The 26,989-nt window shown below is 62.3% G+C and carries 18 protein-coding genes; 9 read left to right on the top strand and 9 right to left on the bottom strand.

What is annotated here, in order from left to right; all coding sequences use genetic code 11:
* Positions 1-115 precede the first annotated feature (115 nt).
* The 5 genes from J2X01_RS14270 to J2X01_RS14250 all read right to left on the bottom strand — a co-directional run bounded on the left by J2X01_RS14270 (position 116) and on the right by J2X01_RS14250 (position 5,380).
* Entirely contained in the window at positions 116-1,600 is a 1,485-nt protein-coding gene (locus J2X01_RS14270; RefSeq protein ID WP_310058585.1) for a GmrSD restriction endonuclease domain-containing protein, read from the bottom strand.
* Positions 1,601-1,907: 307 nt separating this feature from the next.
* Positions 1,908-2,030, bottom strand: a complete 123-nt coding sequence (locus tag J2X01_RS14265; RefSeq protein ID WP_310058581.1) for a LacI family DNA-binding transcriptional regulator — start codon at positions 2,028-2,030, stop codon at positions 1,908-1,910.
* A gap of 79 nt (positions 2,031-2,109) precedes the next feature.
* Positions 2,110-3,048: a lipid kinase gene (locus tag J2X01_RS14260; RefSeq protein ID WP_310058579.1), complete on the bottom strand. Its 939-nt coding sequence runs from the start codon at positions 3,046-3,048 to the stop codon at positions 2,110-2,112.
* A gap of 35 nt (positions 3,049-3,083) precedes the next feature.
* Positions 3,084-4,757 (bottom strand): thiamine pyrophosphate-binding protein, encoded by a 1,674-nt coding sequence (locus tag J2X01_RS14255; protein ID WP_310058577.1) that lies wholly within the window; start codon positions 4,755-4,757, stop codon positions 3,084-3,086.
* Positions 4,758-4,876: 119 nt separating this feature from the next.
* On the bottom strand, positions 4,877-5,380 hold the full coding sequence (locus J2X01_RS14250) for an Lrp/AsnC family transcriptional regulator (RefSeq protein ID WP_310058574.1): 504 nt from the start codon (positions 5,378-5,380) through the stop codon (positions 4,877-4,879).
* A 93-nt stretch (positions 5,381-5,473) separates the two neighbouring features.
* On the opposite strand from J2X01_RS14250, the gene hisC reads away from it, so the two are divergent.
* Together hisC and J2X01_RS14240 are read left to right on the top strand one after the other, a co-directional pair.
* Positions 5,474-6,571, top strand: a complete 1,098-nt coding sequence (hisC, locus tag J2X01_RS14245; protein WP_310058571.1) for a histidinol-phosphate transaminase — start codon at positions 5,474-5,476, stop codon at positions 6,569-6,571.
* Positions 6,572-6,623: 52 nt separating this feature from the next.
* The gene (locus J2X01_RS14240) at positions 6,624-8,036 is read left to right on the top strand and encodes an amino acid permease (protein WP_310058569.1); all 1,413 of its coding nucleotides are present in this window, start codon (positions 6,624-6,626) and stop codon (positions 8,034-8,036) included.
* Positions 8,037-8,645: 609 nt separating this feature from the next.
* Here J2X01_RS14240 and J2X01_RS14235 read toward each other — a convergent pair.
* Positions 8,646-10,211, bottom strand: coding sequence for an RNA-directed DNA polymerase (locus J2X01_RS14235; protein ID WP_310058566.1), 1,566 nt, complete (start codon positions 10,209-10,211; stop codon positions 8,646-8,648).
* A gap of 303 nt (positions 10,212-10,514) precedes the next feature.
* Here J2X01_RS14235 and J2X01_RS14230 point away from each other — a divergent pair, with 303 nt between their 5' ends.
* The 7 genes from J2X01_RS14230 to J2X01_RS14200 all read left to right on the top strand — a co-directional run bounded on the left by J2X01_RS14230 (position 10,515) and on the right by J2X01_RS14200 (position 20,489).
* Positions 10,515-10,871, top strand: coding sequence for a hypothetical protein (locus J2X01_RS14230; RefSeq protein ID WP_310058563.1), 357 nt, complete (start codon positions 10,515-10,517; stop codon positions 10,869-10,871).
* Positions 10,864-11,109, top strand: coding sequence for a hypothetical protein (locus J2X01_RS14225; RefSeq protein WP_310058559.1), 246 nt, complete (start codon positions 10,864-10,866; stop codon positions 11,107-11,109). Before J2X01_RS14230 ends, J2X01_RS14225 begins: the two co-directional genes overlap by 8 nt.
* Before the next feature lie 506 nt (positions 11,110-11,615).
* Entirely contained in the window at positions 11,616-14,735 is a 3,120-nt protein-coding gene (locus J2X01_RS14220) for a DEAD/DEAH box helicase (RefSeq protein ID WP_374724975.1), read from the top strand.
* Positions 14,736-14,932: 197 nt separating this feature from the next.
* Positions 14,933-16,252, top strand: coding sequence for a hypothetical protein (locus J2X01_RS14215; protein ID WP_310058554.1), 1,320 nt, complete (start codon positions 14,933-14,935; stop codon positions 16,250-16,252).
* A complete protein-coding gene (locus J2X01_RS14210) occupies positions 16,249-17,391 on the top strand; it encodes a hypothetical protein (protein ID WP_310058552.1) in 1,143 nt (380 codons plus the stop codon). Before J2X01_RS14215 ends, J2X01_RS14210 begins: the two co-directional genes overlap by 4 nt.
* A complete protein-coding gene (locus tag J2X01_RS14205) occupies positions 17,388-19,148 on the top strand; it encodes an Hsp70 family protein (RefSeq protein ID WP_310058549.1) in 1,761 nt (586 codons plus the stop codon). The genes J2X01_RS14210 and J2X01_RS14205 overlap by 4 nt, the downstream gene beginning before the upstream one ends.
* A gap of 3 nt (positions 19,149-19,151) precedes the next feature.
* The gene (locus tag J2X01_RS14200) at positions 19,152-20,489 is read left to right on the top strand and encodes a hypothetical protein (protein ID WP_310058545.1); all 1,338 of its coding nucleotides are present in this window, start codon (positions 19,152-19,154) and stop codon (positions 20,487-20,489) included.
* Positions 20,490-20,633: 144 nt separating this feature from the next.
* Here J2X01_RS14200 and J2X01_RS14195 read toward each other — a convergent pair whose 3' ends face one another.
* Genes J2X01_RS14195 through J2X01_RS14185 form a run of 3 tightly spaced genes read right to left on the bottom strand, consistent with a single transcriptional unit; the run spans position 20,634 to position 26,857 of the window.
* Positions 20,634-23,786 carry a helicase C-terminal domain-containing protein gene (locus J2X01_RS14195; RefSeq protein WP_310058543.1) on the bottom strand — a complete coding sequence of 1,051 codons (3,153 nt, stop codon included), beginning with the start codon at positions 23,784-23,786 and terminating at the stop codon, positions 20,634-20,636.
* Entirely contained in the window at positions 23,776-25,656 is a 1,881-nt protein-coding gene (locus J2X01_RS14190; protein WP_310058540.1) for a phospholipase D-like domain-containing protein, read from the bottom strand. Before J2X01_RS14190 ends, J2X01_RS14195 begins: the two co-directional genes overlap by 11 nt.
* Positions 25,649-26,857, bottom strand: coding sequence for a DUF6361 family protein (locus J2X01_RS14185; RefSeq protein WP_310058537.1), 1,209 nt, complete (start codon positions 26,855-26,857; stop codon positions 25,649-25,651). Before J2X01_RS14185 ends, J2X01_RS14190 begins: the two co-directional genes overlap by 8 nt.
* Between the last annotated feature and the right edge of the window lie 132 nt (positions 26,858-26,989).

Below are 26,989 nucleotides of genomic sequence, written 5' to 3'. Positions count from 1 at the left end.
AATGTCTTGTTCGCTAAGAACCCCCGTTAGTCACAATGACAAACGGGGGTTCCTCATGCCTGATATCTACTTTTCCGAGCTTCGAAATGTGCGGCCATCTAGCCCACGATGGTCTCTACTTTTCGCAGCCGACTCCGTCGCCATCGCGGTCCAGGCTTCGACGGTAGCCGGGCTGGCCAGCATAGATCGGAGCTGCCCCGGCAGCCTTCACCGCTGCGCAGTTCGGGTAGTAGGCCGCGGCCGGCGCCGGCGGCACGTAAGGTGCGGGAGCGGGTTTAGGCGCGGGTGCGGGCGCCGGAGCGGGTTTAGGAGCAGGCGCGGGGGCGGGCGCGGGCGCAACAAACGGTGCGGGTGCCAAGGGCTTAGGGGCCGGGACCGCCGCTTCGGCCGCGGGGGTAGCTTCCTCCTCAGCCGCCACGACAACCTCAGCTTCAGTTTCATTGGTCGGAACCAACTGGCCGGAGCAATCATTAAGGACGGCCGCCATCGCGTCGTGTTCGGTCTGCGTTACCCACAGGTCATAGGTCGCTTTGACGGCGATCTGCCGGGCAACGTATTCGCAGCGATAGCTCTTGTTCGGCGGCAGCCAGGCCGCCGCATCGCTTTCGCCCTTCTTGACATCTGTCGGGCCATCGGTTGCCTGCAGGTTCAGGGGATCGTTGGCGAAAGCCATGCGCTGCACGCCGGTGAGCTGCTGGGCACCCTTTATCCATGCGTCACCGAGCGCGACAACATGATCGATCTGCACGGCGCTGCTGGTGTCGGGACCCCGCTGGAAATTGATTGTCGTAGCCGTGTAGGGATCGGGTGCAAGGATGCCGCGCTCCACCTTGCAGGTCGAGTTGTCGACAAATTCGACCTTGGTCAGGTCTCGCTTGAGTATGTCGTTCCGGGTGTCGCACCCATTCCGGTCAACATCTGCCCAGGCCTGCCCGTACATGGCTCGGGCGCTGTACCCGGGTGAAGAGGCAGTGTCCTTGACAGGGAGAAGGGCGAGGAGATCCACGGCCTTGGTTCCGAAGGCTGGTTGGCTTTTCGGGGCGGTGTAACTGACGCCTGCGGCGAGTTCCGTGAGCCTGTCGGGGTCGAGCGGTTCCCCGGTGTCCGTCGGGGACGGCGTGGGTGAAGGAGTGGCCGACGGCGACTGCGCTGAGGCGCGGGACGCTTCTTCTGCCCGCTTGGCATTTTCAGAAGCCGCTTGGGCGGCAAGGCTTTCTGCCGACGGAGGCGGCAGGGTTACCGCGCCGGCCACCATGACGACCAGAGAGGCGGCCAGGACGATGCCGCCAACTTTTCGTTTGCCTGGCAGCCGTGCCCAGGAGCCGCGGCCCGTGACCGCAACATAAAGGCCGGTCAGTGCCGCAGAGATGGCGAGGAATATTAGTGCCCCACCCAACCCGCCGCTGGCGAAGCCCAACCACATGGCCAAAAGAACAAGCGCTCCGACGACGAATGTTGAGACTTTTGGCTTCTTCGGTGGCGTTGGTGCATCGAAGGATGAGCCCGGTGACTGCCACGGCGAGGGCTCCTCGCGCTTGCCAAAAAGCGACGCGAGCGATTGCTTTCTATTCAATTTAGAATCCCCATGTTTTTGGCCCATCAGCTACGTTGATGAGTGCCCAGATCAATGACGCGAACCTGCGTCAAGGGGAGTTTATGGCATGGATTCGATTTCGTTGCTTCGGATGTCGAACGGAGACAAGCGTCAGCGGGCAGGCGGCAAATGCTGGCCATCCCGCCGCAGGATTACAAAAATCTCTTAGCCTCTAAATGTTTGTGTAACTCCGCTGGGCGCTCATCATTCCCTTCGCAGGTTTGCCCTACGGTCCAGCCACGCCCTGCATGACCTGCGAGGCCGGGGCGTCCGAGACCATGGGGGGCGAGGTAGTCCGTTTCATAGCTGAGGCTCATGACTGCGGTCTCGACGCGTTCCCGGGTTTCGTCGGAGTAGCCCACCAGCCGTTGACAACCCGGGAGACGGTGGCCGGGGAGACGCCGGCGTGCTTGGTGACATCGCGGATGGTGACCACTGTTCCTCCTCCCTTGTGCTGGCCGGACCGTGTTACGCAAACGGTTTACGTAATCGGTAACAACGCCCTCAGGAGGGGCCTAGGCTCCCGGTCCGTCGAACAACGCGCTGGTGCTGCTCTGGGGCACCACCACGTGGACGGCGTTGCGCTGGACGGTGAAGTCGGTGGGCGTGGTGGTCGCGATCTCGCCGTCGAGGTTCACCGGCAGCGGCTGGTCGGTGACCAGCCGGACACGCCTGGTGGTCAGGTGGTACACGCGGTCGTGTTCGATGAAGCTTCCGTCCTTGAGCAGCCGTGCGATACTCACATGCTCCCGGAGCGGGCCGGCCAGAATTGCGTAGATGTCAAGGGTGTGATCGTCGATCCCTGCGGTGGGGGAGACCGTGTTGCCGCCGCCGTAATGCCGGCCGTTGCCGACCGCCACCTGAAGCAGATCCTCGAGCTCCAGCGGTTCGTGGTCCCCCTCGGGGAACTCGAGGCGGGCCCGGAACGGCTTATGTCGTGCATAAGCCCGAAGCGTGGCGATGCCGTAGGCCAATGGCCCGATGTACCGCTTCAAGCGGGGGCTGAGCGCTTCGGTAACCGCCACCGAGAGGCCCACGGATGCGACGTTGAGGAACGGCTCACCGTTGGCCCGGCCGAGGTCGATGTCCACCACCTTGCCTTCGGCGACGGTGGCGCACGCCTCGGCCAGATTGTTGGGTATCTCCAGCGTGCGGGCGAAGTCGTTGGCGGTGCCCAGCGGAAGAACGCCGAGCACAACGTTGCTGCCAGCAACCCGGCCGGCGGCGTAGGACACCGTCCCGTCGCCGCCGCCGACAACGATCAGGTCGTGCCCGTCCGCAAGCGCCCGGTCAAGCGTCCCGGCCAGGTCCGCCCCGGACAGCACGCGGTGCACGGCGGAGATGGGCACGCCTGCCTTTCGAAGGGTGTCCACGGCAAGTTCGGGTGCCGCCCCTCGGCGTGATCCGGCGTTGATCACAACGGCGGCAGAGCGTGCGTCCCGGGCAGCCTTCATGTGGAACATGGTAGGCCGCGGACCTGTGAATTCCGTTAGCCGGCCACCGCCGCCTTCGCGGCCTGCGAGGCCTGCATCCACTCGCTCAGCCACGGGGCCCGGACGCTCGACGTGATCCGGCAGTCGGCCACGAAGGTTCCCCTGGCGCCGGCGTCGATCCAGTCCTGGAGCGCGGAAAGATCCGCCAGCGAGCGGATGATCGCGGATTCGGCACCGAGCGCGCGGGCGATGCCGCTGAAGTCCACCTCGGGGATCAGCATGGGCTTTTCGGTCAGGCCCTGGGAGCCGTACTGGTGGATTTCGGCTCCGTAGGCGGCATCGTTGTAGATCACGACGACGGCGCTGCTGGCCGCACCAATCAGCGATTCGAGGTCGGACAGGCCCATCAGGAAACCGCCGTCGCCGGAGGCCAGCACCAGAGTGCGGCCGTCCTCCACTGCGCGGGCTGCCCCGACGGCGCTGGCAAGGCCCAGCCCGATGGCCTGGTAGGCGGTCCCCACCATGACCAGGTCCTGCGGCCTCGGGATGCGCCAGTACATGGGTGCCCAGCCGACGAAGTGCCCTCCGTCCTGGACCACCGTGCGGCGCTCCGGCAGCACCGCATCCAGTGCCGTGGCAAGGGAGCGCGGGTCCAGCCGGCCGTCCGGGGTCTCCGCTGAGCCTGGATGGTGGGCCGGTCCCTCGGCCAGGCGTTTGCGGGCTTCCGCGCGCCAGGCTTCTGCGGGGCTGGCGTCCGGCGAGGCCGGGACATCCAGCATCGTCAGGATGCGTCCCGCAGCAGACTTCACGTCCGCGCTGACGAACGTGTCCACCCGGGGGTGCGTCGGCTGCAGGGCGGCGTCGATCTGGATGACCGTGCTGTCCGGGCCGAGCAGGTGCCCGAACCGCATGGTGAAGGGGCTCAGGCTTGCCCCGGCCACGAGGACCACATCGGCCTCACCCATGAGCCCGGCCGCGGTGTCCGTGCCGAAGCCGCCCGCGACGCCGAGATACCCGTCGCCCTGGAGGAGGTTGAGCGCCAGGGCGGTTCCGGCGGTCAGCGCGCCGAGGCGGTCGGCGAGCTCCCGGAGCTCCGGGCCGGCGCCGGCGAGATGCGCACCGCGGCCGGCGAGGATCAGCGGCCGCTTCGCCCCGGCGAGCAGGCGGGCAACCTGCCGCAGGCCGCCGTCGACGTCGTCACTCACCGCCGGTGCCAGCGGCGCGGGAAGCTCTTCGTCGGCCGCCTCGAGTGCCGCGAGATCGTAGGGTATGGCAATCACGACGGCGGTGCGCTTAGTGAGTGCGTACTGCACCGCCTGCTGCGTGATGGAGCCCGCAGCGTCGCGGGTCACGGTGAAGGTGGCCGCGCCGAGACCCGCGGCGATGGCCGTCTGGTCCACGTCCTGGGGCCGGGCGCCGCCGCTCGGAGCGTCCCCGGTGACCAGCACCACGGGGATTTGTGCCTGGACCGCCTCTGCGAGGGCGGTGAGTGCATTGGTGTAGCCGGGGCCATAGGTGGTGGTGCCCGCTGCGAGACGTCCTGACGTCCGGTAGTAGGCGTCGGCCGCGGCGATGGCGGCGCCTTCATGGCGGACGGCGGAGAAGCTGAGGCCCAGCTTTTCCGCGGCGTCCAGGAAGTAGACGTTTCCGTTGCCCATCACGCCGAAGACATCGCTGATGTAGCTGCTGAGAACCTGCGCCACGCGGCCGGAGACGGTAAGAGTAGTCATGCAGGAATCTTCTGCGCTGGTCCCTAGATAGGCAAGAGAGGCGAGTTTCATTGGGATATTTGGCAAGAGTGGCGGATGTAACTGAAAATATGACCACTTGTGGCGTGCGTCACGTGGATTTACCTCGAAGGGCGGGATTCCTGTTCGGAGAGCCGGCTCAGGAGGCCGTCGTAGCGGGGCGGCATGAGTTCCAGTACGGAAATGGCCGTGCTGGTCCGTTGGATCCCCTCGATTTCCAGGATCTCGTTGGTGATGCGGTAGAGATCGGCCGTACTGCGGGCCACCACCTTGGCCATGAGGTCCGCGTCCCCGGTGGTCGCGTGCACCTCGATGACCTCCGGGATCGCGGCGAGTCCGTCTTCCACCGCGCCCGTTCGCGTCTGGCTGATGGACAGTGAGAGGAAAGCCATCAGGTCATAGCCAAGCGCGGCGGGATCCAGCCTCCGGCTGAAGGAGCGGAGGGCGCCGCTGCGCTCGAGCCGTGCCAGCCGGGCGTGGACCGTGTTCCGTGCGACGCCGAGCGTCCGCGAAAGTGCCAGGGCGCTGGCTTCGGGATCCTTGTCGAGGGCCATGATGATCCTGCCGTCGAGGGAATCCAGGGCGCGAGGGTTCGGGATGGTCATATTTTCACCACGGAGAGTAGAAGTTGAGCAGAAGTCCCAATGGTTTGAGGGTATCTTGCATTGTGGGCGGGGTCACAATCATGATCGATATTCATGACCCGTGATCAGCTCCTGACCGCACCGGACACCGCGTTTCCCACCCTTCGTGGCGCGGTGGCCGGACTTCCGCCCTACGTCCCGGGCCGGCGCAGCGCCGGCAGGGACATCGCAGCCCTCGCCAGCAACGAAAGCCACTACGAGCCACTGCCCGCTGCCGCCGCTGCGGTGGCCGCAGCGGCCGGCACGATGAACCGCTACCCTGACAGTGCCGCCGTCGAACTCCGTGAACGGATTGCCCGCCACCTCGGCGTCACGGCCGGAGAAGTCGCGGCGGGACCCGGCAGCGTCGGCGTCCTCCAGCAGATCATCACCGGACTGTGCGACGCCGGGGATGAAGTGATCTTCGCCTGGCGCTCATTCGAGGCCTACCCCATCCTGGTTGAGCTGGCAGGCGCCCTGCCGGTCCGCATCCCGCTGGACGGCGCTGAGGGGCACGACCTTGACGCCATGGCCGCGGCCGTCACTGCCCGCACGAAGGTGATCCTGCTCTGCACCCCGAACAATCCCACCGGCGTCCCGATCAGCCACGAACGTATCGAGGCCTTCCTGCGGTCTGTCCGCTCCGACGTCCTTGTGGTGATCGACGAGGCCTACGTGGAATACGCCGAAGCGGGCAGCGGCCCCGATTCCCTGGCGCTCTACCGCCAGTACCCGAACGTCTGCATCCTGCGCACCTTCTCGAAGGCGTACGGACTCGCCGGCCTGCGCGTGGGATACGCCGTGGCGGCGCCCGATATTGCTGAGGGACTGCGCCGGACCGCCCTTCCCTTTTCGGTGAGCGCGCTGGCCCAGAAGGCTGCCATCGCGTCGCTGGACGCCGGGGAGGAGATGGAAGCGCGGGTGACCGCCGTCAAGCAGGAGCGCGTACGGATGGCAGCGCTCCTGGAAGCGCAGGGCTGGAAACTGCAGGCGAGCCAGGGCAACTTCCTGTGGATCCGTGCGGATGACCGCCTCCTGGCGAGGCTGGTGGACGCCTTTGACGCCGCCGGCATCATGGTCCGGGCGTACCAGGGCGACGGCATGCGGATCACCGTTGCCGATCCCGCCTCCAACGACCGCGTGCTCGGGCTCCTGGCAGCCCACGCGGCCTGACCACTCACTGACCCTTTACCAACCCGTTCCGCCTACAACCAGAGGAATCCTCATGGAACAACAGACAAAGACGTCTGCCCGCGCCCTCGGCGCGGCCCTTAAACCCCGCCAGCTCACCATGATGGGGCTCGGTAGCGCCATCGGCGCGGGCCTCTTTATCGGCTCCGGCGCAGGCATCCAGGCCGCGGGCCCGGCCGTGCTGATCTCCTACCTCGTGGCCGGCACCCTCATCATCCTGGTGATGTGGGCCCTCGGCGAAATGGCCGCCGCCAACCCGGACAGCGGCGCCTTCTCCGTCTATACCGCCAAGGCCTACGGGCCGGTGGCCGGTGCCACGGTGGGCTGGCTCTGGTGGCTGCAGCTCGTGGTGGTCATCGCGGCCGAAGCGCTCGGTGCGGCAGGCCTGCTAGCCACCATCTTCCCGGCCCTGCCGGTGTGGCTGATGGCCTTCGTGTTCATCGTGGTGCTCACCGCCGTGAACCTCACCAGTGTGAAGAACTTCGGCGAGTTCGAGTTCTGGTTCGCCCTGCTCAAGGTGGCGGCAATCGTCGGGTTCCTCCTGGTGGGCGCTGCCCTGCTCTTCGGCTGGCTGCCGGGCGTCCAGTCGCCGGGCCTGACCAACTTCACCGGTGCCGGCTTCGCACCCGACGGTTTCGCCGGGATCGCCACCGCACTCTTCGTGGTGGCGTTCGCGTTCGGCGGCACCGAGATCGTGTCCGTGGCGGCAGCTGAAACCGCGGAACCGGCCCGCAGTGTGAAGAAGGCAGTCCGGACGGTGCTGTGGCGCATCCTCATCTTCTACATCGGTGCGATCTTCGTCATCGCGGCGGTGGTTCCGGTAGGTTCGGCGGGGCTGAAGAGCCCGTTCGCCGCGGTGCTGGACGCCGCCGGCATGCCCGGCGCAGCCACCGCCATCACCCTGGTGGCCGTAGCGGCACTGCTCTCCGCCCTCAACGCCAACCTCTACGGCGCCTCAAGGATGGCGTACTCCCTTGCCGAGCGCGGCGAAGCGCCACGCCTGCTTGCCTCGGTGTCCAAGGCCCGGGTCCCGGTTGTCGCAGTCCTGGCCAGCGTCGCTTTCGGCGTGGTCACGGTTGTGCTGGAGCTGGCTTTCCCCGAGATGGTCCTTCCCGTCCTGCTCAACATCGTGGGCTCGACCTGCCTGCTGGTGTGGACGTCCGCGCTCCTGGCCCAGCTCGCGCTGCGCCTCCGCGCCGACCGCGACGGAACGGAACTTCCCCTGCGGATGCCCGGCTTCCCGTGGCTCACGGGCATGGGTCTGCTCATCCTCGCGGCGATCTTCACGGTGGGATTCATCGGCGAGGACTCCCGTCCCCAGCTCCTGAGCACGTTCGCCCTCGTGGCGCTACTGGCGGTGGCGAACTGGATGCATCACCGGAACCGGAAGGTTGTGCCGGTGGTGGAATCCGCGGAGCGTGCCAAGGCCCCGGTGCTGATCGACTGAATCAGGGGATGCGGACCCACCTCGCGGGTTCGGTGCACGCGGAGGGCGCGTCCGGTCTGGCGGGGGGCGCCCTCCGCAATGCTTTGCCGACACCTCCAGCTTCACCACCATTTCCGCCGGCGCGCCATCGCCGCTTACTCGTTCCTGGGGTTCGACGCCGTCACCACCCTCACCGAGGAAACCGTCGAACCCCCGTCGAGCGACCGATCGAATTCGTCAGGCTCGGGCCCCAACTTACCCGCGATCCGAGTAGATGCCATCGGCGTCCGACGCCGGCGGCCAAATGATCCGCCTGCTGGCGGTAGGTGGACTGCTGTCGCATCGAAACATGTGTATGACCGACTAATTTTCGTCTCGGAGGCTCCGCCGGGCCTCCCAACTATCCGGGGATGCAGCGATCCAACGAGAAGATTTCGAGAAAGGGGTATGGGAATCGCCTGCTTACGAACTCGCGCCATTCCGAGAAAACTTGAGCATTACCGCCGCGGGGTTGCCGGGTCGAAGATACGTTTCGTATCCCTAGGGATACGAGTCGCTCAAAGCAGACGCTCGAGAACTTTCGGCGCCGGGCGGGCTGAGCTTTCACATCCGGAAGCGAAAGTCCTGAGTCTATTCTGAGTACGGTCCTCGTCCCGAGATTCCACCCCCGTTTAGTCGTCGAGGAGCCTCAGCCTTGTGAAAAGGTTTGTACGGGTTAACCGCGCTTAGGTCGACGAACGAGACTTCGTCATCTAGGAGCGGTTCAAACTCGGCATAGAAGGATTGGGGAACTGTGGACCATCTCTTACCTCGAAGAGCGAATTGATAGTAGATCAGCCAATACTCGTCCCGGCGGTAATCTGTTGGTGATTCTTCCTCAAGTATTTCGATAAATCCACTAACACTCTTCAGCCCGGAAGCATCCTCGGCCAACAAAGCCATCATCAGACAATCCCTTGCCTGGACTATGGAGTCAGCCGCGGCCTTCGAGGGGCTTATTCCGCTCGTTAGCAGCGTATGGAGTACCCACGTGGCGGCGTCTGTGCGAAGTGCGTTCGCATGTTCCCGAAGAGTTACATTCAGTTCAGATTCTCGGGCCTGCACCTCCGAAACGCCCATCACGGCCAAGAGTCGACATGCAGTCCCGATGGCAATCGGTCGCAAAAATCCAATGTGAAGAAGGCGATCTACAATTGGTCCGCGGGCGTGCTGAGGGAAGGAATCCTCGGCTAGGGCCTCCTCGATCGCAACCAGTACGTAGCGTAGGACTCCGTCCTCGTTGTCTGAAGCAGCTAGATCAATCGCATCATCCAGCGCATCCAGAATTCGGTGCAGAGTGTTTGGCCCCCGCAAGGCTGAACGAAAGTGACGCATCCATCGGGGCGACGACGCGAGCGGCATCTCCCTAATGCTCGTCTTGCCGGGATGAATAGAAAGTTTCAGCTGCGCGAGTTCATCGCGTACGGCACTCACAAATGCTTCTGCGCAGTCGCGGTTCGCCGCGACGAAGACATAATCATCGATGTAGCGGACAAAGTCGAAACCCCGCTTCCGCAAGGCGTGGTCGACTTGACTAAGTAGTATCTCCCCAGCTACCGCGGAGGTTCCGGGGCCGGTTGAAATACCAGTCGTCTCACGGCGCCGGGCCTGCCTGAGAACAGAATCAAGCCGATTGACCCAATCTGACTTATCGTCACGGTTCACCTTAGCCATTGGGAGACCATGAACCGCCCAGGGGAATGCATGAGTATAGATTGAGCCGTAGAAGTTGGTGACATCGACCTGCGCCCGGAACCTGCTATCTGGCTTGACTAGTGATTCCCAATCGTGGCTTGTGATCATGGAGAAGACTCGGCCGTCGTCATGTTCCGACACACGTATGGCGCTCGACGGATTCGAGAGGACCGGCTTCCACTCATTCCACGATGTCTTCAGATGTCGGCTGATAGCGGCGAATGCTCGAGGGTGAGATATCTCCATATTTCGAGGCGCGAGATCATAGCGTGTAGCCCTAGCGGCAATTGCACCAAATCCATCGGTTCTCTTTACGGGGAGGGAGTTGAGTTTGCTTGCGATAGCCGGAGTGAAGGCGCCGGATACAAAACAAGGTGGAAACTCGTCACCGCGCTTGGCGACCCTGGGGAAGAAGTTGTGCGCGAGCAATCCAACTTCGAGTTTCTGGGCATTGAGCGTCACGGTTACCTCGAGTTTTTATGGGCGGCATTTTATCGCTGAAAGGCAGTCGATGAACTAGCCTAGCTTGGGTTCAGCCAGCTTTAAGCCGCGGCAAGGAGAACCCGCGCGGGGATCCGCCCTCTGCGGGCGCAAAACGTAATGGGACGCAGGCATAGAGCTTCTCGCAGAACCGGCATTCGAAGGGATTCCGCGGCAACGCTTGGCGGCCTCCTATCGTAAGGGCCTGCAGGATTTCGGCCATGCATGGAAAGAGATCGCGGGTGGCCGGGCGGAGTGTTTAGGGCTGCCGGTATGCTTCGCACCATGCAACTTGAAATTGATGTCAACGCGGCGGGACTGCTTGCCCAGGTCATTCCAGTCCTCCTGATTTTCGTTGCGCTGGAAGATCGGCTTAACCCGGCGAAGATCCAGTCCACGACATGGCGTCACCGCCTGAAGCAAGCGACAGAGCTGTCGGTCGGTGCCGGCATAGTCTCTCTTCTGCTCTGTCTGTGGGTTGTGATCGCAAAGGCGCCCAATTTCTTCACGACAATTTTTGTAGGTATCAGCATGTTCTTCCTCCTGGCCAATTTGTTCCTCCTGTTTGCCGGCATGTTCGGCAGAGAAGATATGGAGTCGGGGACAGTCGTTGCCAAAACGGTGAAAATTCCGCATGAATAGCGACGAGATTTGGCTCCTCCAGCTTTGGGGCGGTGTCATCGGATCTTTCCTAGCGGCAGTCGTCGGCGGTCTGGTGGCATTGATGGTCGTTCGGCTGACGAACGGGCACCAGTCGAAACTCGATGCCAGAGGACGCGTAATTGCCGCCATTGGCGACTTCAATGCAGCCGTCGATGCCATTCCACGCAGCCTCTCGAACGGTCGGGAGCCAGTACAGGTTTTAGTCATGCAAGCGTAGGCCGCCGCTACGAGGATCATGATGGAGTTGGATAGCTTGCGGCTCGCCAACGAACTGCGGCAGTGGCCTCCTGAGGTGGGGGGATTGGCCGTCAGGGTCATGTCTTTGCGCATGGATGGCGACGTGCAGCGGGCGGACGAGGCACAGAAGCTGCTGGGGAAAGCCGCAGTCTCCGTCTCCGCCCGCATGATGCTCTGGTCGAGAGTTCCTCGCGGAACAGCCGAGGCGTGGGCTTCAGAGTTGACGTCTGAACGCACGAGTTTCCGGGAGGCAGCATCGGCATATCGCACGTAGCTGTTGACGCCGCCACAAGCGTCGCTGCCATGCAGCGTCGAGGTCGCAGGTGGCCGGTGCAGAGACCGACATACGGTGTCGGTGCCGGTGCGAGTTATAGCCATTCGCCATGCTAAGGGATGTCCCATATAATGCAGGGCTTGGTCTTTGTCACTGCCACCAAATACCCTGGCCCAGTGACTAATTTCATTGGGGGAGTGCCAGCGGCTCGGTTGCCCGAGGGCTTGTACGAAATTCTAAACACGGACGCACTGGAGAGTCTGCTAAATAGCGAGGCAGACCTGGAGCCAGTCTTCGCGGACATTGATGACGACGACAGTCCGGATATTCTTTCCCGCCACGTCGCCGACGCTGTCCGCCAAGCCCTTGAAGCAGCCAGGCCCACGGAACGGGTGGCCCTAGCAAACAAACTCCTCCAGGAGTTGAAGCACGGCGACCGCATTAGTGAAGGCCCTACCCAGCTTCAGTCCCTGTACCGCCCAGACACCCTGAAGCGCCGCAACCTTCGCCGCCCCGCAACTAAGCTGAGCGACTCGGCACTCCTCACCAATAGCAAGGACGAGCCGAACCTCGCCGCGGAACTCCGTACCGAGATCGAGTCCGCCAACACCGTGGACCTGCTCTGCGCCTTCGTCCGGTGGACGGGCCTCCGCTTGCTCCATCCAGCGCTTGAACAGCTCAAAGAGCGCGGGGCCAAACTCCGGGTCATCACCACGACCTATATGGGCGCCACAGAACGCCGCGCCATCGACGAGCTCGTCACCAGGTACGGGGCCGAAGTGAAGATCAGCTACGAAACCCAGGCCACGCGTTTGCACGCCAAAGCATGGCTGTTCCGCCGGAACTCCGGTTTCGACACCGCCTACGTTGGCAGCTCTAACCTCAGCCAAGCGGCCCTCCTCGATGGCCTCGAATGGAACGTCCGGCTCAGCTCCGTCGGCACGCCGGCACTACTAAACAAGTTCGAGGTCACCTTCGACAGCTACTGGGCTCAGCGCGCCTTCCAAAGTTACGATCCGGAACGCGACGGCGAAAAGCTGGACGCCGCCCTGGAACGCAACGGCGGCCGGCGGACGGCAATCCCCGGGGCAGCCACCGGCCTTGAGTTCCAGCCCTTCCTCCACCAGGAGGAGATGCTTGAAGACCTGGAAGCCGAGCGGCTCAAGGGCTTCAACCACAACCTGCTGGTCGCCGCCACCGGCACCGGCAAAACCGTCATCGCGGCGCTGGACTACAAACGCCTCTGCGAGGCGGCCGGGCGGGACTTGAAACTGCTTTTTGTCGCCCACCGCCAGGAAATCCTCAAACAGGCCATGCGCACCTACCGTGACGTCATGCAGGACGGCGCCTTCGGCGAACTCTACGTCGGGGAACACAAACCCAGGCAGTGGAAGCACATATTCGCCTCCGTCCAGTCGCTGTCATCCCTCGGCGTTGAACAGCTGGCACCGGACTTCTTCGACGTCGTGGTGATCGATGAATTCCACCACGCCATGGCGCCCACCTACGGCCGGATGCTGGACCACCTGCAGCCGCAGCAGCTCCTCGGACTGACCGCGACGCCGGAACGCGGCGACGGTATCGACGTCGCCAAGCAGTTCTTCGACGGCCGCATCGCCAGCGAACTGCGCCTCTGGGATGCCCTGGACGCCGACCTGCTGGTGCCGTTCCACTACTTCGGCGTCTCGGACGACGTCGACCTCAGCCAGTTGGAGTGGAAGCGCGGCAACTACGACGCCGCACAGCTGAACAACCTCTACACCGGCAACGACGCCCGCGCCGCCAAGGTGATCCGCGAACTCCGCGATAAGGTCACCAGCACGGACCAGATGCGGGCCATCGGCTTCTGCGTCTCGGTCCAGCACGCCCACTACATGGCGGAGGTGTTCAACCGCGCCGGCATAGCCTCCGTTGCTGTCGACGGCAGCACCGGCGACGCCGACCGCGCGGCGGCGCTGGAGAGGCTCCGCCGGCGGGAGATCAACTGCATCTTCGCCGTCGACCTTTTCAACGAAGGCCTGGACCTGCCGCAGGTGGACACCATCCTGCTGCTCCGGCCCACGCAGAGCACCACAATTTTCCTCCAGCAGCTGGGACGTGGGCTGCGTCGCGCCGAGGGCAAGGCGGTGCTGACCATCATGGACTTCATCGGCCAGCAACGCCGCGAGTTCCGCTTCGACCTGCGCTACCGAGCGCTGACCGGCTACGGGCGGAAGGAGCTGGAGAAGGCTGTTGAGGACGAGTTCCCGTACTTGCCGTCGGGTTCGCAGATCGTGCTGGACCGGGTGGCGCAGAAAGTCGTGCTGGACAACATCAAGGCGCAGCTGCGGTTCAACCGGGCGCAGCTGGTCCGGGACATTGCCTCCTACGCGGAGACGGAGCTGGAGGCGTATCTCGAGCGTTCCGGAAACGACGTGAAGTCGATCTACCGTTCGACCAGGGATTCGTGGACCGGCTACCTTCGCCAGGCTGGCCTGATCGACGGGTTCTCGCCGTTGGAGGCAGTCCTTAGCGGTAGGATTCAGGATTTGTCGGACGCCGAAGAGAGGAAGCTCCTCGGCCGCATGGCAGCGCTGATCCACGTGGACGATCCGGAACGCGCCGAGGCCTACTCGATGCTTGTCGGCCCCGACGCGCCCCGCTACGCGGAGCTCGGCATGCGGGAACAAACGTTCGCCCGCATGCTGTTCTACATGCTCTGGGACGACGGCGGCGATTTCCAGTCGTACGACGCCGGCCTGGACTATCTGCGCGGCTACCAGTTTGTGTGCAGCGAGATCCGCCAGCTCGTGAAGCTCGGCGTGGCCGCGTCCAAGCATGCGGCCAAAGGCCTGGGCGCGGGGCTGCAACACGTTCCGCTGCTTTCGCACGCGACATACCGGCGCGAGGAAGTCCTGGCGGCGCTGCAGTACGGTGCGCTGGAGCTTGGCAAGAACGTACAGCACCGCGAGGGCGTGGCCTGGTGCCCGGCGACGTCTACGGACGCCTTCTTCGTTACCCTCAATAAGGATGACAAGAAGCATTCGGCAACCACGATGTATAAGGACTACGCGATCAGTCCGGAGCTGTTCCACTGGGAGTCACAGAACGCAACGTCGCCGGGCAGCCCGACGGGCAAGCGCTACTTGGACCGGGCTTCGCACGGCTCGAAGATCCTGATCTTCACCCGGGATACGGCCGAAGACGAGACGGGACTGACTGTTCCCTACATGTGCCTTGGGCAGGTGGACTACGACCAGCATTCGGGAGAGAAGCCCATCGCGATTAGATGGAGGCTCCACCGGCCGATGCCGGCAGACATGTTTTCCATCGCAGCAGCCGTCGCCCAATAGATACCTACGCCCAGGCGACGATAGGAGCGCCCAAAGGCAATTCGTTGGCGGCTTTCCGTTTCCAGAAATCTTGATCTGGTACGGCCTAGCCAGCCCGACCCCTCGTCTGAGTTTGCGGCGACATTCGCCGTTACCACTAGCGTGGCGTCTCCGCAGGGGCAGGTGCTGACGCTATGATCGCACAATAATTAAGCGGCTTGACCACCCATGAGATTTGGTCGACGTCTTGGGGCATGTCGAAAGGAAACGAGTGGCAAAGTACGCCACCTGGCGAGTTCGCCAAACAATATTTGCGCACAGGTGGAACAACGTGGTCGCGTGCAGCGCTGCTGCGGCCGGTGTTGAGTCACAGCGGTCTGTCGGGTAGGCGTCCGGGGAAAATGGGTTTCTGGCAAACAGGGTACATGGAGTTCCATGAGGCAACTGGCGATGGCCCCGACTATCAAGTCGAGCCAAGGCCCCCCACATTTACGTGTTCTAAGTGTCAGGTGGAATTTTCCTCGGATCGGGATCTGCGCGTACACAGCTTTGAAGGCCATACGGTCAAGCGTCCGGTTCTGGTGTTCAAAGGACGGGAGTGCGGCAAGAGTCGGCTGACGATCACGGCGAAGACCTCCGAAAAGGATTGGGAAATCCGGAATGCTGACATCGTTCAGATAAACGGCACAACGACCTCCATCCCACGAGCAGTCGAAGCCTTAACGACTCAACGCAGTGGAATTCTCGATGTTTGCTTGGTTAGCACTGATGCCGTTCATACATCCCAATTTGAGTTCGCGTTTTCAGAGAGAGATGATCTCGAAGGTGTGGATGCTGCTTTGTTTCACTTCATTGATGGCGGAGAATTGAGCCTCCGCGCTATCGATGACTTCATCATGCGCTCCAAGGCTTACCGGACGGCCGGGGGGTACCTGTCCGGGCTCGCCAATTATCTCTACGGCGCGCTAGCGCGCGAAGGCTTAGCCGAATCAGGGCTGCGAAGCAATATAGGTGGAGGCGGCGGATACGAAGGCAAGTACGACAAAGCAGTGGCCGCACTGGGAGCATTCGATCGCCCTCCAGCAGAGGCTATTTGCGGTATCGTCGCCTTCCACTACAACCAATTCCATCGCGCCATGACCAAAACCAAGAGTCAGCGCGTTGCTGAGGTCTCCCTGCGCTTCCAAGCCTTGCTTAGAGGGCAGCCTTGGCAGTCTGCTGGGCTTTTGCGAGTGGAGCACTCGAGTTTGGATTATGCGCTCAGTGATTCAAGCATCGACCAAATCCTTGCATGGAGCGCTTTGCCTCTGGATGGCACCGCTGAAACCAGCATTGTGAATTTCGTTTCTCAAATTGGTGCACAGCTCCCGCGTGATGCCTTCAAACTGCACCTAGTAGCGGCAGAGCATTCACTCGCACTCGGGGATTTTGCTAAGGCACGTCACCACAGTGAGAATCTCTGCCATAGCCGCGAGGCGGCGACTTGGTACGCAGACTTTAGACAACGACTTCAAGTTCTAGGAGTACACCAGCAGTGAATGCCGATTTTCAGCAACAGCATGGCGTGCCGGGCACCGATCCCGCCTCCGATGTACCTCAGGAACCTGATGTCAGTGAAGCACGCTCGGTCATCATGAGTGCTGCGCAGAAAGACGACCGGCCCAAATCGATTCTTGAATTGTTTAGATTCGCATACGCCTTGTCGGGCCGCAGACTCGGTCTCACGCCCCGTGACTTTTCCGTTTTCCATGTAGATAAGGCCGCCGAGCAAGAGGAAAACGATACCGTAAAGCAATTGGCAACTACCGATCGGTTTCTTGCGGTACCGCCGGTCTTACTTGCGTCGATAGCGGAGCACGATGTTAATGGACACGTCGTTCGAAGAGTCCTTGAGTTGGTGAGAGTAGCCCTGGCAGGTCACACTCTTTTCCAACCCCATGCCGTCAGACTTTTCGAAGTACGGACAGCGCCAGATCTTTTCAAAGAGATAAGTGACGCGGCGCAGAGGATTGATTTCGACGCGTTAGGTCTTCAGAAGGCCTCGGAACTTAATGGGACTGGGCGTGAACGTCTTCGGGTAAACGCAGTCACTACTTATGGACTCCTTCGTATGCTCTGTGGTCAGTGCACTCTTGATCAATATGTTGAAGCTATGAATACGTGGGTCTGGCGGGCGCAACACCGTCGGAGCGACTTGAGAACGGCTGCGCTGTTGGCGACCGCTAAGAACACCGATGCTTTAGGCGAGCTCTCGCGACACATGGGTGGCCTGATCACGACTACAAAAAAAGAAGCAGATGACCTGCGTGCGCAGGCAGCTTACCAGCAGCGTCTTGTCGAGCAGGAGCGGGCAATCGGAAGTGTGCTCGCAGTGGATCTGGCCAGCGCGCGGGCGGAGGCAGCCTCTCTAACTCTTCGAATAGAGGAGATGTCTCGCCGGCTTTCCGAGGAACAGAGTAATCGGGTGGTGGACAAGAGCCACCTTGTGGACGATTACGAATCTCTCAGAACCCGAGTCATCAGGCGACTAACAGGTCAGGTTGAGCTGCTTGACGACGGACTGCACGCCCTTCGCCGCGGGAGCACGAATGTTGCAGAGGAGTTTGTCGACCGTGCCCTAAGCGCCATCAATGCTGAGGTCAAGAGGCTCAAGAATACGGATGGGGACGTGAAATGATTGCTGGATTTGACTTCGGCACGACCAACAGTCTCATTTCTGTGGTCGTACGGGATCGTGTCATAGACGTTTTTGATGATGAGGAGGGACGTCCACACCCCTCCGTGGTTCGCTACGAAGGCGAAGAAGTTATTGTCGGTCGTGAGGCCCGTGACGCCCTTGAAGAGGTGGGGCTCGGCGTCCACGGGACCACGGTACGTTCCCCCAAGTTCCTGCTGGGGAAAGAGGTGGTCAACGTTGGTGGCGTAGATCGCAGCCCAGTTGACATCGTAGCGGACGTGATTCGCCACGTGCGTTCTGAATCACTTCAGAGTCAGCGCGGTGTGCTGGGTTCACTCGATCGGGCTGTAGTGACAATTCCGGTGAGCATGGATGGCCCGAGGCGGGCTGCGCTTCGAGAGGCGTTTGCCAGAGCTGGAATTTCCGTGGCCCAGTTCGTTCACGAACCCTTGGCCGCTTTGTATGGCTATCTCCGGGGTGCGGCCGACTCGGAGAGCGAGATCCGGGGCCTGATGAGGCGAAATGTGCTTGTCGTCGATTGGGGTGGCGGAACACTGGATCTAACATTGTGCCGAATTGAACCGGGGCGAATCTTGCAACTCCGTAATGGCGGCACTGATCAAGTAGGTGGGGACAAGTTTGACCAAGTAATCCGTGACGAGGTTGTCAAGCGCTTCTCGATTGAGCATGGAATCTCAGAAACCGACCATCCGATGCGCGATGCGCGTCTTCGGCTTCTTCGGGCCACAGAAAAAAATAAGATTGCACTCTCTGATCGGGCGGAGGCGACTTTCTACAGTCGCGACTACTTCCCGGAGTCCGGCACTACCCTTGAATACACTCTGAGTCGGCAAGAACTTGACGCCATAACACGGCCACTTGTCGCGCAAGGAATAAGAGAAGTAGAGGCGCTCTTTGACAGCGTCGGGATGGCTCCTGCTCAAGTCTCACTCTGTCTCGTGGCCGGGGGAATGGCTGCAATGCCAAGTATCAGAAGCCGCCTGCACGAGCTGTTTGGGCCCGAACGAGTACACGTACCAGCTACGAGTGCAACACTCGTTTCGCAAGGTGCCGGATGGATTGCACATGACTCGCAGCGGCTAGTTCTGGCAAAGCAAATTGAGCTCGAGATGGCACGCGGATCCAGACTTCCACTCTTGAGGGCCGGAACGCGCATGCCGGGCGACGGCGAAGAGCGCCAAGAGGGGTTCCATCTCTACTGCACAGATCCCACAGACGGTATCGCGAAGTTTCCAATCGTTGCGCCATCGCAGCTGTCTGAACAGCCGCAGGCAAGTGATCCTCGAACTACGTTGGGCGTCGTCGCCATAGCAGTGGACCATACTGCACCGCCGCTAGTCGAACGTCTCGAACTCGATGTCCAGATTGATCAGGACCTTATCTTGTCTGTAAATGCTTCTTCAAGTCAGCGCAAGGATCAATCTAGCTCGTCGTACTTTGACCTGGAGTTCGGGATAGGACTTCCTGGAAGCAACATGCAGGAGTTTCTTGATGTCGCTGATGCGGGTGCCTGGACGGGCGGTGGCGGCCTGGCTATTCGCGCTAACGTGGCTGATCAGAAGAACGCAGCCCTTATTCCCGGGGATGTGTTGCACAAACATAACCCCGGTGCGTTCGCAAGGCTTTCCGACCAGGCTACGCAAGAACAGCTAACTGAACACCTCTACTACCAGCCTTGCGCCGTATGCAAGCGCCAGTGGGGTGATCCGGCTTGTCGGTGTGGGTCGGTGGCCTAAGGGATGGCGGCGCAGCAACTCCTCGTTCGGATTGTCAACGGCGAATCCGCCACCATAGCGCAAGTCAGGCGCCCTGTTCGACTGACTCCGAATGGCTATGGCGGCATAGTGTACGAGGCTGCGGTCTACCCTGTGCTCGACGGGGACGTGGTCGACCTCGCAGGGCCATCATGGGAGGTGGAGGACTGCAATAGGTTCCTCCTGGCGGGCGCAAGGGTGCCGTATGCGCCAAAGGCGAACGATTTGTCTCCCCGGCCCAAGTCCATTGAGTTTCACGGTGAGTGGAATGTGGACACCAATGGCTTTGGTCATTATGTCGTCTTCAATGGCTCCGAGCGCCTCGCCAGTGATGTTGTTAATGCACTAGAAGCCGCCGGCCTCGCGATTCAGCGATGGGATGTCAGCCACCGCCCCGCCAGCGACGGCAAGTTTTATGACTGGTTTGCCCGTCTCCGGTCAAAAGGTACCCACGACGAGGCTGTAGCTCGGGTTTCCGCGGTGTTCTCACCTGCTTTCGTGGGTGTTGAGGCTCCACCCGCGCCGACCGCCACGCCGTTTGAGGATCTTGCGGCGAGGGCTGAGCAACTGCTCGACCAAACGGTCGAACTACGAGATCGTCTTAGCCAGTCGGAGCGAGAAGTCGCACTCCTGCGCCAGAGGCTCGCGGTTGTGACTAATCACGAGACCAAACTCTTGGGCGATATGGATCGCACGCTGGCTTACCAGAAGTCCCTCCACGAGCAAATCTCAGCATTGAGCCGTGCTCAAGAACAAAGCGCCGAAGCAAAGGCGTACTTGGTCAGACAGTCGGACACAGAAGAGCTTCTGGAACTGGCACTCAGCGAGAACTCCGAGCTGCGCAACAGTGTCGTTGACTTCCGCAATCAGGCAGAGGCAAGCGAATCCAGAATTCTGACCTTGGAAGCGATAGTCGCTGCCCTTGAAGACAGGCTTGACGAGCTCGGGCAACAGGACCGAGAGCGGCGCCGCGCTTCTGCTGCCCGAGTCGCCCCTCGTCGCGGCGTTTCCGGCTTCCTGGATAATGCCTTCACGCGCCTCACATTCGTTCTCGACAGCGTGGAAGTGCTAGCGAACTTAGACGCGCCCGCGTCTGTGCTGCGGGTGCTGGCTCAGATAGATATGGGCGAGCTCCTGGGAAAGGATCTCGAAGGCATGCGCGGTTGGCGCGAAGTCTCAAAACTCGCCACAGGCATAGCCGGTAGCGAGGATATGGGACGGATCTACTACAAGCCGGACGGTAGCGGAGTCCTCGTCAGCGTCCACATCAAACAGGACGAAAAGGAACAGCGCCGCCATGTTGACAGGCTTCGCTCGGTTTGACATCTGAACTGCGCATCAATATCCGATGTGGTTGTGTCAACAGAAACCCGTGAGCCCACCATTGAGGAACCAACACGCTATCGTGCTCGGCTGGGCATCCGTATCGCGTGATGGTCGAGGCTTCGGGAATGTTGTCGTTACGGGTTAAGGCCTCAAATTAAGCGGCTTGATCTCCGCGCCATCCTTGATCAGCCCCAGCAAGTCATCTTGCCGCGCCTGGCCCAGCGTCAGCCGGTACTTCGCGAGTCCGGCCAGCATCTGCTTCGTTCGGGGTACGTCACGGCTCAAAGGGTGGTCCAGGAGCCTACGCTGGATCTTGTGATTTCCAGGGTGGATCCAGTGCGGAGCAAACTCGGTGCTGGAATCTTCCGGGTGTGCCGCAACGTCAGCTGCAGCAACGGAGAACAGGGTCTCCCACGGGTCCGTGACCCCAGGCTTGAGCACTTCATCGCCGTGCGCTTCGGCCACATTCTTCCGCACTGCATGCCCCAGATACCGGTGCACCCGGCCCTCCCGCTGTTCGAAATCAACTGGATTGCCTGGCACGTTCCAGTGGATGACCGAGTGCGCCCACCAGTGGAAGTCGATGCCTTCCTGGCCCACCGACGTCGACGCCAGCACGAACGGCCAGAAGGGGCTGTTGAATGCCCGGCGGACGTCGGGCATACGGTTGCTGTCGCCGTCGTCCGTTTTGGCATTGCTGTACCGCACGGCGAAGCGGACGCCCATCCGGAGGTCCTCGTGCGAACCGTCGGGATACTTGGCGAGCATCTGCGCCGGCTTGAGGGACAAGGAACGCCGGATGTCATCGGCCATCGCCCACAACTGTTGGGTGGTGATCTCCCCGGGGGCCTGCTGGCTGCGGAGCTGGAAGACGTATTCGTCCAGCACTGCCTGGAGGTTTCCGGCTTCGCAGTAGCGCAAGACCTTCTGCCAGTAGTCGCCTTCGGGATAGAGCTTGTCCAGCAGCTCGGTGGCGTCGAGCCGGTTAAAGAGAGTGCGCAGGCCGCTTGCGGCAAACACGGCGGCCTTCCACAGCTCTGTGCCGTCGAAGTCGTCGGGCACTACGCGCCTCAGTGCACGGTAGAGGCAGTTCGCGGGGGAGTTGACGGCCAGGTCTTCAAGCCCGTCCTCCCAGCCCGACGGCTCACCGGCCACGGCGCCCAGCATCCGATCAACGTGTGCCAGATAGAGCCCGGCCTCGGAGCCACCTTCCTGCTCGGTGTTCCCGCCGTCCGAGGCTTTGCCCTGCTGCTGGGTGTACTCGTCCAGCTGCCGTAGCTCCCGCATCACCAATTTCGCATTGTTCTTCCACTCTGCCGGCAGAGCACCCGGCACGGAGAAGTAGGACGCCCAGGCACCGAGCCGGCTGGCCGGGTCCACGACGGCGCCGCCCACCATCGCCGTACCGGCGGCTGCGGCGGCATCCCGAACAGCACCGCCGGGCACCAAGGAACCACTCAATGAGGCACTCTCCAGCGGATCACCTGCAAGTGCCAGAGCAGCATGGGGGATGAACAGAGCCAGCGTGGACATGGCCTGGGGCTCACCGTCGCGGACACGGAACCGCAGTCGGCCGCGGAAGCGCTTGCGGGCCTCGGCGGAGTTTTCACCGTGCAGCGGCGACCCCTCGAGGATCTGTCGTTCGGCCTCGTAGGAGAGCATCGTGGTGATCGCCGTCGGGGCAGCGTTCCATGCGGAAAAGACCAGCTGTTTGGTGACGTCAGTACCCACCTCAGCAAATGCGCCGGAGGGCGATAGGTAGGGGAGCGACGGCGGCATCCACAGCAGCTTCCACCAGCCCTGGCCGATAGTGTGCTCGCGCACGGCCCGGAACTTGGCGTTGTCGGTTTCCAAGGCCCCATATCGGCGATAGACATCGGCGTCGATGGTCGCCAGCGCCGGCAGCACCAGGTCAACTGCTTCGCGGTCGCAGTGAATCCTGCCGTCCAGCATCCTGCCCACCTTGTAGTCGGTAAGGAAGTGCGCGAACATCGGCACAGATTTCCAGTACTCCATGGGATTGCCGGTGCGCGTCGCCCGGAACAAAGCGGAGAGGGAGCGAAAACTGGTGAGATCCCCGGCCCGGACATCCGTGGGAAGCATCGGGATGACGGCAAGCATGTCGTCTTTTCCAAGCTGGGGCCGCTCCGTGCGGCTCATGAACAACTTCAGGCCGTCCTCGATGCGGTGCGTCAGCGCATCGTCGGGGACCTGCTTCAGCAGTTGGGTCCGTCGCCCGTCCAGATCAGCCTCAAGGTTTTCCATGTACCCCGGCCGCTCACTGCTCAGGAAACGCAGCAGCTGCCGGAAGTCTGCGGCGTGGTCGTCGCCGTCTGCTTCATTCGCACCGGTGTGCGCCTTGTATGGCGTGGCGGAGAGCAAGATTAGTTTGGCGCCCTTGTAGTTCAGGAACTGGCGCGCAAGCTCGGCTGCAGGATCCTCGTCGTCGGGCGCGGTGCCGGGAGAGTAAAGCAGATCGCGGAAGCGCTGGAACTCGTCCAGAATGATCAAATCAGGCTCCAGACAGTCCAATCCGGCCTGGGCGAGGTCTCCACGGAGCCCTCCGATGATGGCGCTCATGCGGAGCCGGACATTGTCAGTTCCGGCGGTCAAGGCGTCGCTCATCGCCGTTTCAAAAGCGGCGAAATTTCCGCTCTTCGTGGCGAGCTGTCTGAATTTGTCACACACCGAGGTGACGAACCCTTCGGGATGCAGTTCGGTGAGGCGTTTGATTTCCCAGCTGAATCCGGGAACGCCAGCGCCCGCCCTCAACAGCTCGACCGCATCATCCCGGCGTTCGGTAGTGATCACTCCGAGCTGTTCGAGGATCCGAAACAGCACAGCCCGTTCTCGCGCCTGGCCGGTTGCCCCTCCGACGTTGAACGACGTGCCCGGCGTCAGCGAGATGAAGTTGACCCGCTTCCGTGTTCCCGGCGCCGCCGGAACATTGAGCTTGGTCAGCTCGGCAGGCAGCAGCGTCAGCCGGCCCGACTCAATGATGTCCTTCTGCCCGGTAACGTTCAGCCGGCCGATGTTCTGCTTGGCCAGGTCAGCATTGGAACAGACGTAGACGACGTCGATGCGGTCCACTCCGGAATCCGGCCGGTCGAGCCGTTCGATCGCCTTCGCGACAACGCCGCGGGCCACCATGCTTTTGCCCAGTCCCGTCTCGTCCGCGACGAGGAAGCGGTCCGCCGGCTGGTCATCCAGATAGAGGCGCTTGAAGACGTGTTCCACAGTCCGGCGCTGAAAGCCCCGAAGGCCGTCCAGCGCGGGCGTTGCATCAAACCCCATGAAGTTCCCCCATATCTAGTGCCTCGGTGGCTGCCGTCCACAGTGCGTGCAGCTGCTGAATCTCTGGATCATCGCCGCGAAGGGCAAGCAGCCGGTCCATCACTAACTTCAAATCAGGGAAGACCGAGCCAGCGTCCGGACCCGCCATGGCCCCCACCATCGCTTCGAAGAGTCCGGCGGTGGAGCCGTCTCCGAACCCGGAGCCGGCGAACCATCCCGTGCCGGTCCCGGACCCTGGAAGGGCGTCTTCCGGGGTGAGGAACAACAGCAAGAACTGCCGGAGCTTCTGCGGGTCGTCCAGTTGGCGGGCGATGATCTCATCCAGCCTTCCCGCCGGATCGGTGCGTAGGCTGCCCTGGATCACCGTGCTCTTTGACAGCCCGGCCGCCGGGTCCTCCAGCGTGAGCACCAGATAGGGCGTCACGTCAGCCAGCGGGATGGCGTGGAAGGCGTGTTCGTGCTGGCCGCCGGAGGGCTCGACGACGGCGCTTGGCTGGGGGAGCGAAAGCAGCCGCAACTTTGCATTGAACTCGGGCTTCGGCGACCAGTTATGCGAGAGGGTCACCGTGAACGTGTTTTTGGCATCGCTGTCGGGGACGGCATCGAGGAGGAACCGCTGGGCGGCAGCCTCCCGCAAGGCGTTTTCCAGCCGGAAGGCGGCAACGTCCTCTTCCGAGCGGGCTGCGCCGCCGGTGCCCAGATAGTCGGCGAAGGGCACGTCCTTGAGGCTTTCCCGGATGCGCTGCACCCCTAGGCGCTTCTTTGCTCCCCGCATTTCCAGCAGGAACTCCACGTTCTTAGTGAAACCCGCTTCGGTGGCGTTGGCCGAGCCAAGGAGCGCGTAGGTGAAGTGGTCGTAGTCGCAGAAGTAGGCCTTGGCATGCAGGCCGGTCAGATCATCGGCCACGCGCTGGATCCCGGACTCGTCCGTATCGCTCTGGCCCGACTCCGAGGATTCAGGAATGCCGAGCTCGTCAAAGGCCTTGAACGACGTGCGTGTATCGGCAACCGTCTGTTCCTGGAGAAGGTTCAGCTGATCGTCGCGCGAGTAGACGTAAAGGTTTTGCGTCCAGCGGTCCTGCAGCCGGCCGATCATCTTGTCATCGAGGAAGGGCGAGATGACCAGCTTGTCGTAGCCCAGGAAGGCGGCGTTCCCGGTTTTGTTGTTTAGCGCGACGAAGTTCTCCGGGTCGCGGAGGTGCGCCACGATGGAACCCTGTTCGAAGTCTTCTCCCCTACCCATCGGCCGAAATGCCAGGCGGTGGATATCCTCGGGCAGGTCCCAGCGGACGTCCGCCAGGCGCGAAGCGAGTCCGTGCACCCTGGCCAGCCTCCCGGCGTCGGGCGTCACGGTGCAGAGGTCGGGCAGCCCGGCGATGAAGCGCGCCAAAGGCCCGCTGTCCGGGCCCACATCCTCGGTATCCTGCACGGGTTCGCCGTCCAGACGGACAAGGAGATCCCAGCTGGCGTCGGTGGTGAGGTTACGGCTGCTGCAGAGGAAGCGGTAGCGGCGCTCGGTGTCGTTCTCGAATTCGAGGAGCCAGATCTTGGGGTGGAACAGTCCGTGCCTGACGCTGACCTGATGGACCATAGGCTCCAGCAGCGCGAGCAGGTCCGAGGCGTCCGAGGGTGCCTTGATGTGCCCTGCCTGGCAGAAGATGTCCACACGGTTGGAGACTTTGCGCAGGGCGCTGAGCACCGCCACCGGGTTGGTGAATTCTTCCCCGGATCCAGCGACGAAGCTCAGCGGTACTGACAGGGCACTCGTCATGTCCAGGGTGAACGTGGTTCCCACCGCGTGGGAGAGCCGGAACCCTGCCGGCGGGCGCAGCTGCTGGGTGAGCGACTGCCTGTTTGCCGCCTCAAGCATGTGATTGTCCTTCCAAGGCCAGCCCGGCGTGGATATCCAGGACGTTTCGCCGCACTTGTGCCCAGCGGAAGGACAGAGACGCGACCTGCGCGGGCGGCTGCCAGGCGCGGAGCCGGCGTTCGTTGCGGAACCGCGAGTTGGACTTCTTCATCAGCTTCTCTCGGATTTCGACGGCGGCACGGAATTCTGCGTTGTCGATCAGTTTGCTGGGGCTCAGTGCTGCCTCAGCCATGGCCCGCGCGAAGTCGGCGGTGTTGCTGTTGATACCGGGGTTCAGTGCCTTGGCACGGTCGAGGTAACCGTTCATGTCCCATCCTGCGAGGAGTTCGCGCTTGCTGTCCCGCTGGTCCTCCCACGATTCAAGGAGTTCCTGCGTGGACTCCAGCGTGTCCTCACCGGCGTTGAAAACGGACGCCGAGCGCTCGGCGAGCAGGTGCTGGTAGAGGATCGTGGCGCCGTTGTGGATGAAGGAGAACGACTCTGCGTCGTTGAGCCACTGGGCGGGTTCACCCTCCGCGCTGCGGCAGGACGGGTCCAGCCAGGGAGCCCAGAGTCCGGGGGTGGGGCTGACTTCAGACCCGACGACGTGGGCCAGCATGGTGCCGGGGCAGGTGGTCAGGATGCGTTCCTGCAGCCAGCGGGCTTCGTCGTGCGTGAGCGTGAGGCCGCGTTCTTCGGTCTGCGGGAATCTTGCGGGAGGCTTCGGAAGAGTCTGATTCCAGACGGAGTCGTTGTTTTCGCCGTCCTCCGGGGAAGAGGAATCTGTGCACATTAGTTGGGCTACGGCTGAGCGGTCAGCGTCGGGATTGACGATCCCGTAGCGCCGCAAGGCCGACCAGTACGCGGCCGAGGGCAGCTGCCGCACGTTCCTGCCAGCGTCACGCCCGATGTAGCTGTCCTCACCGATTTCTTTGAGCCGGCCGATCAGCTGCCGCTCGGATTCCTCGGACCGCTTCCGGAGGTCCTCAGGGTTCTTGGTACTGCGGTGGGCGGTTTGATAAGCCCACGGGACGAGGAGCATGTATCGAGCGCCCAGATGCAGCACGGATGTACCGGGGAACAGGCTGTTGCTGATCGCGTCGCGCAGCTGCCCCATGCCCAGGTCGTCCGTGGTTTCCGGCGTACCGAAGAGCTTCACGAGCTCGCGCATCTTCGAGTTTTCCTCGGTGGACGCGTCGAGCCAGGAGATGAGAGAGGTCATGTGGGTGCGTACTCGATTCTGCTAAGTCGGACGGAGGCTTCGGCTGATTCGGTCGATGGATCCAGGCAACCATCGATAAGCCGTCAATACGTCTCAACGATCGTTCTCCGATCAGCCGGCCCCCGCGCATGG

The organism is Arthrobacter ginsengisoli (assembly GCF_031456935.1).
Classification (GTDB): Bacteria; Actinomycetota; Actinomycetes; order Actinomycetales; family Micrococcaceae; genus Arthrobacter; species Arthrobacter ginsengisoli.
This window is presented reverse-complemented; position numbering and strand designations above follow the sequence as displayed.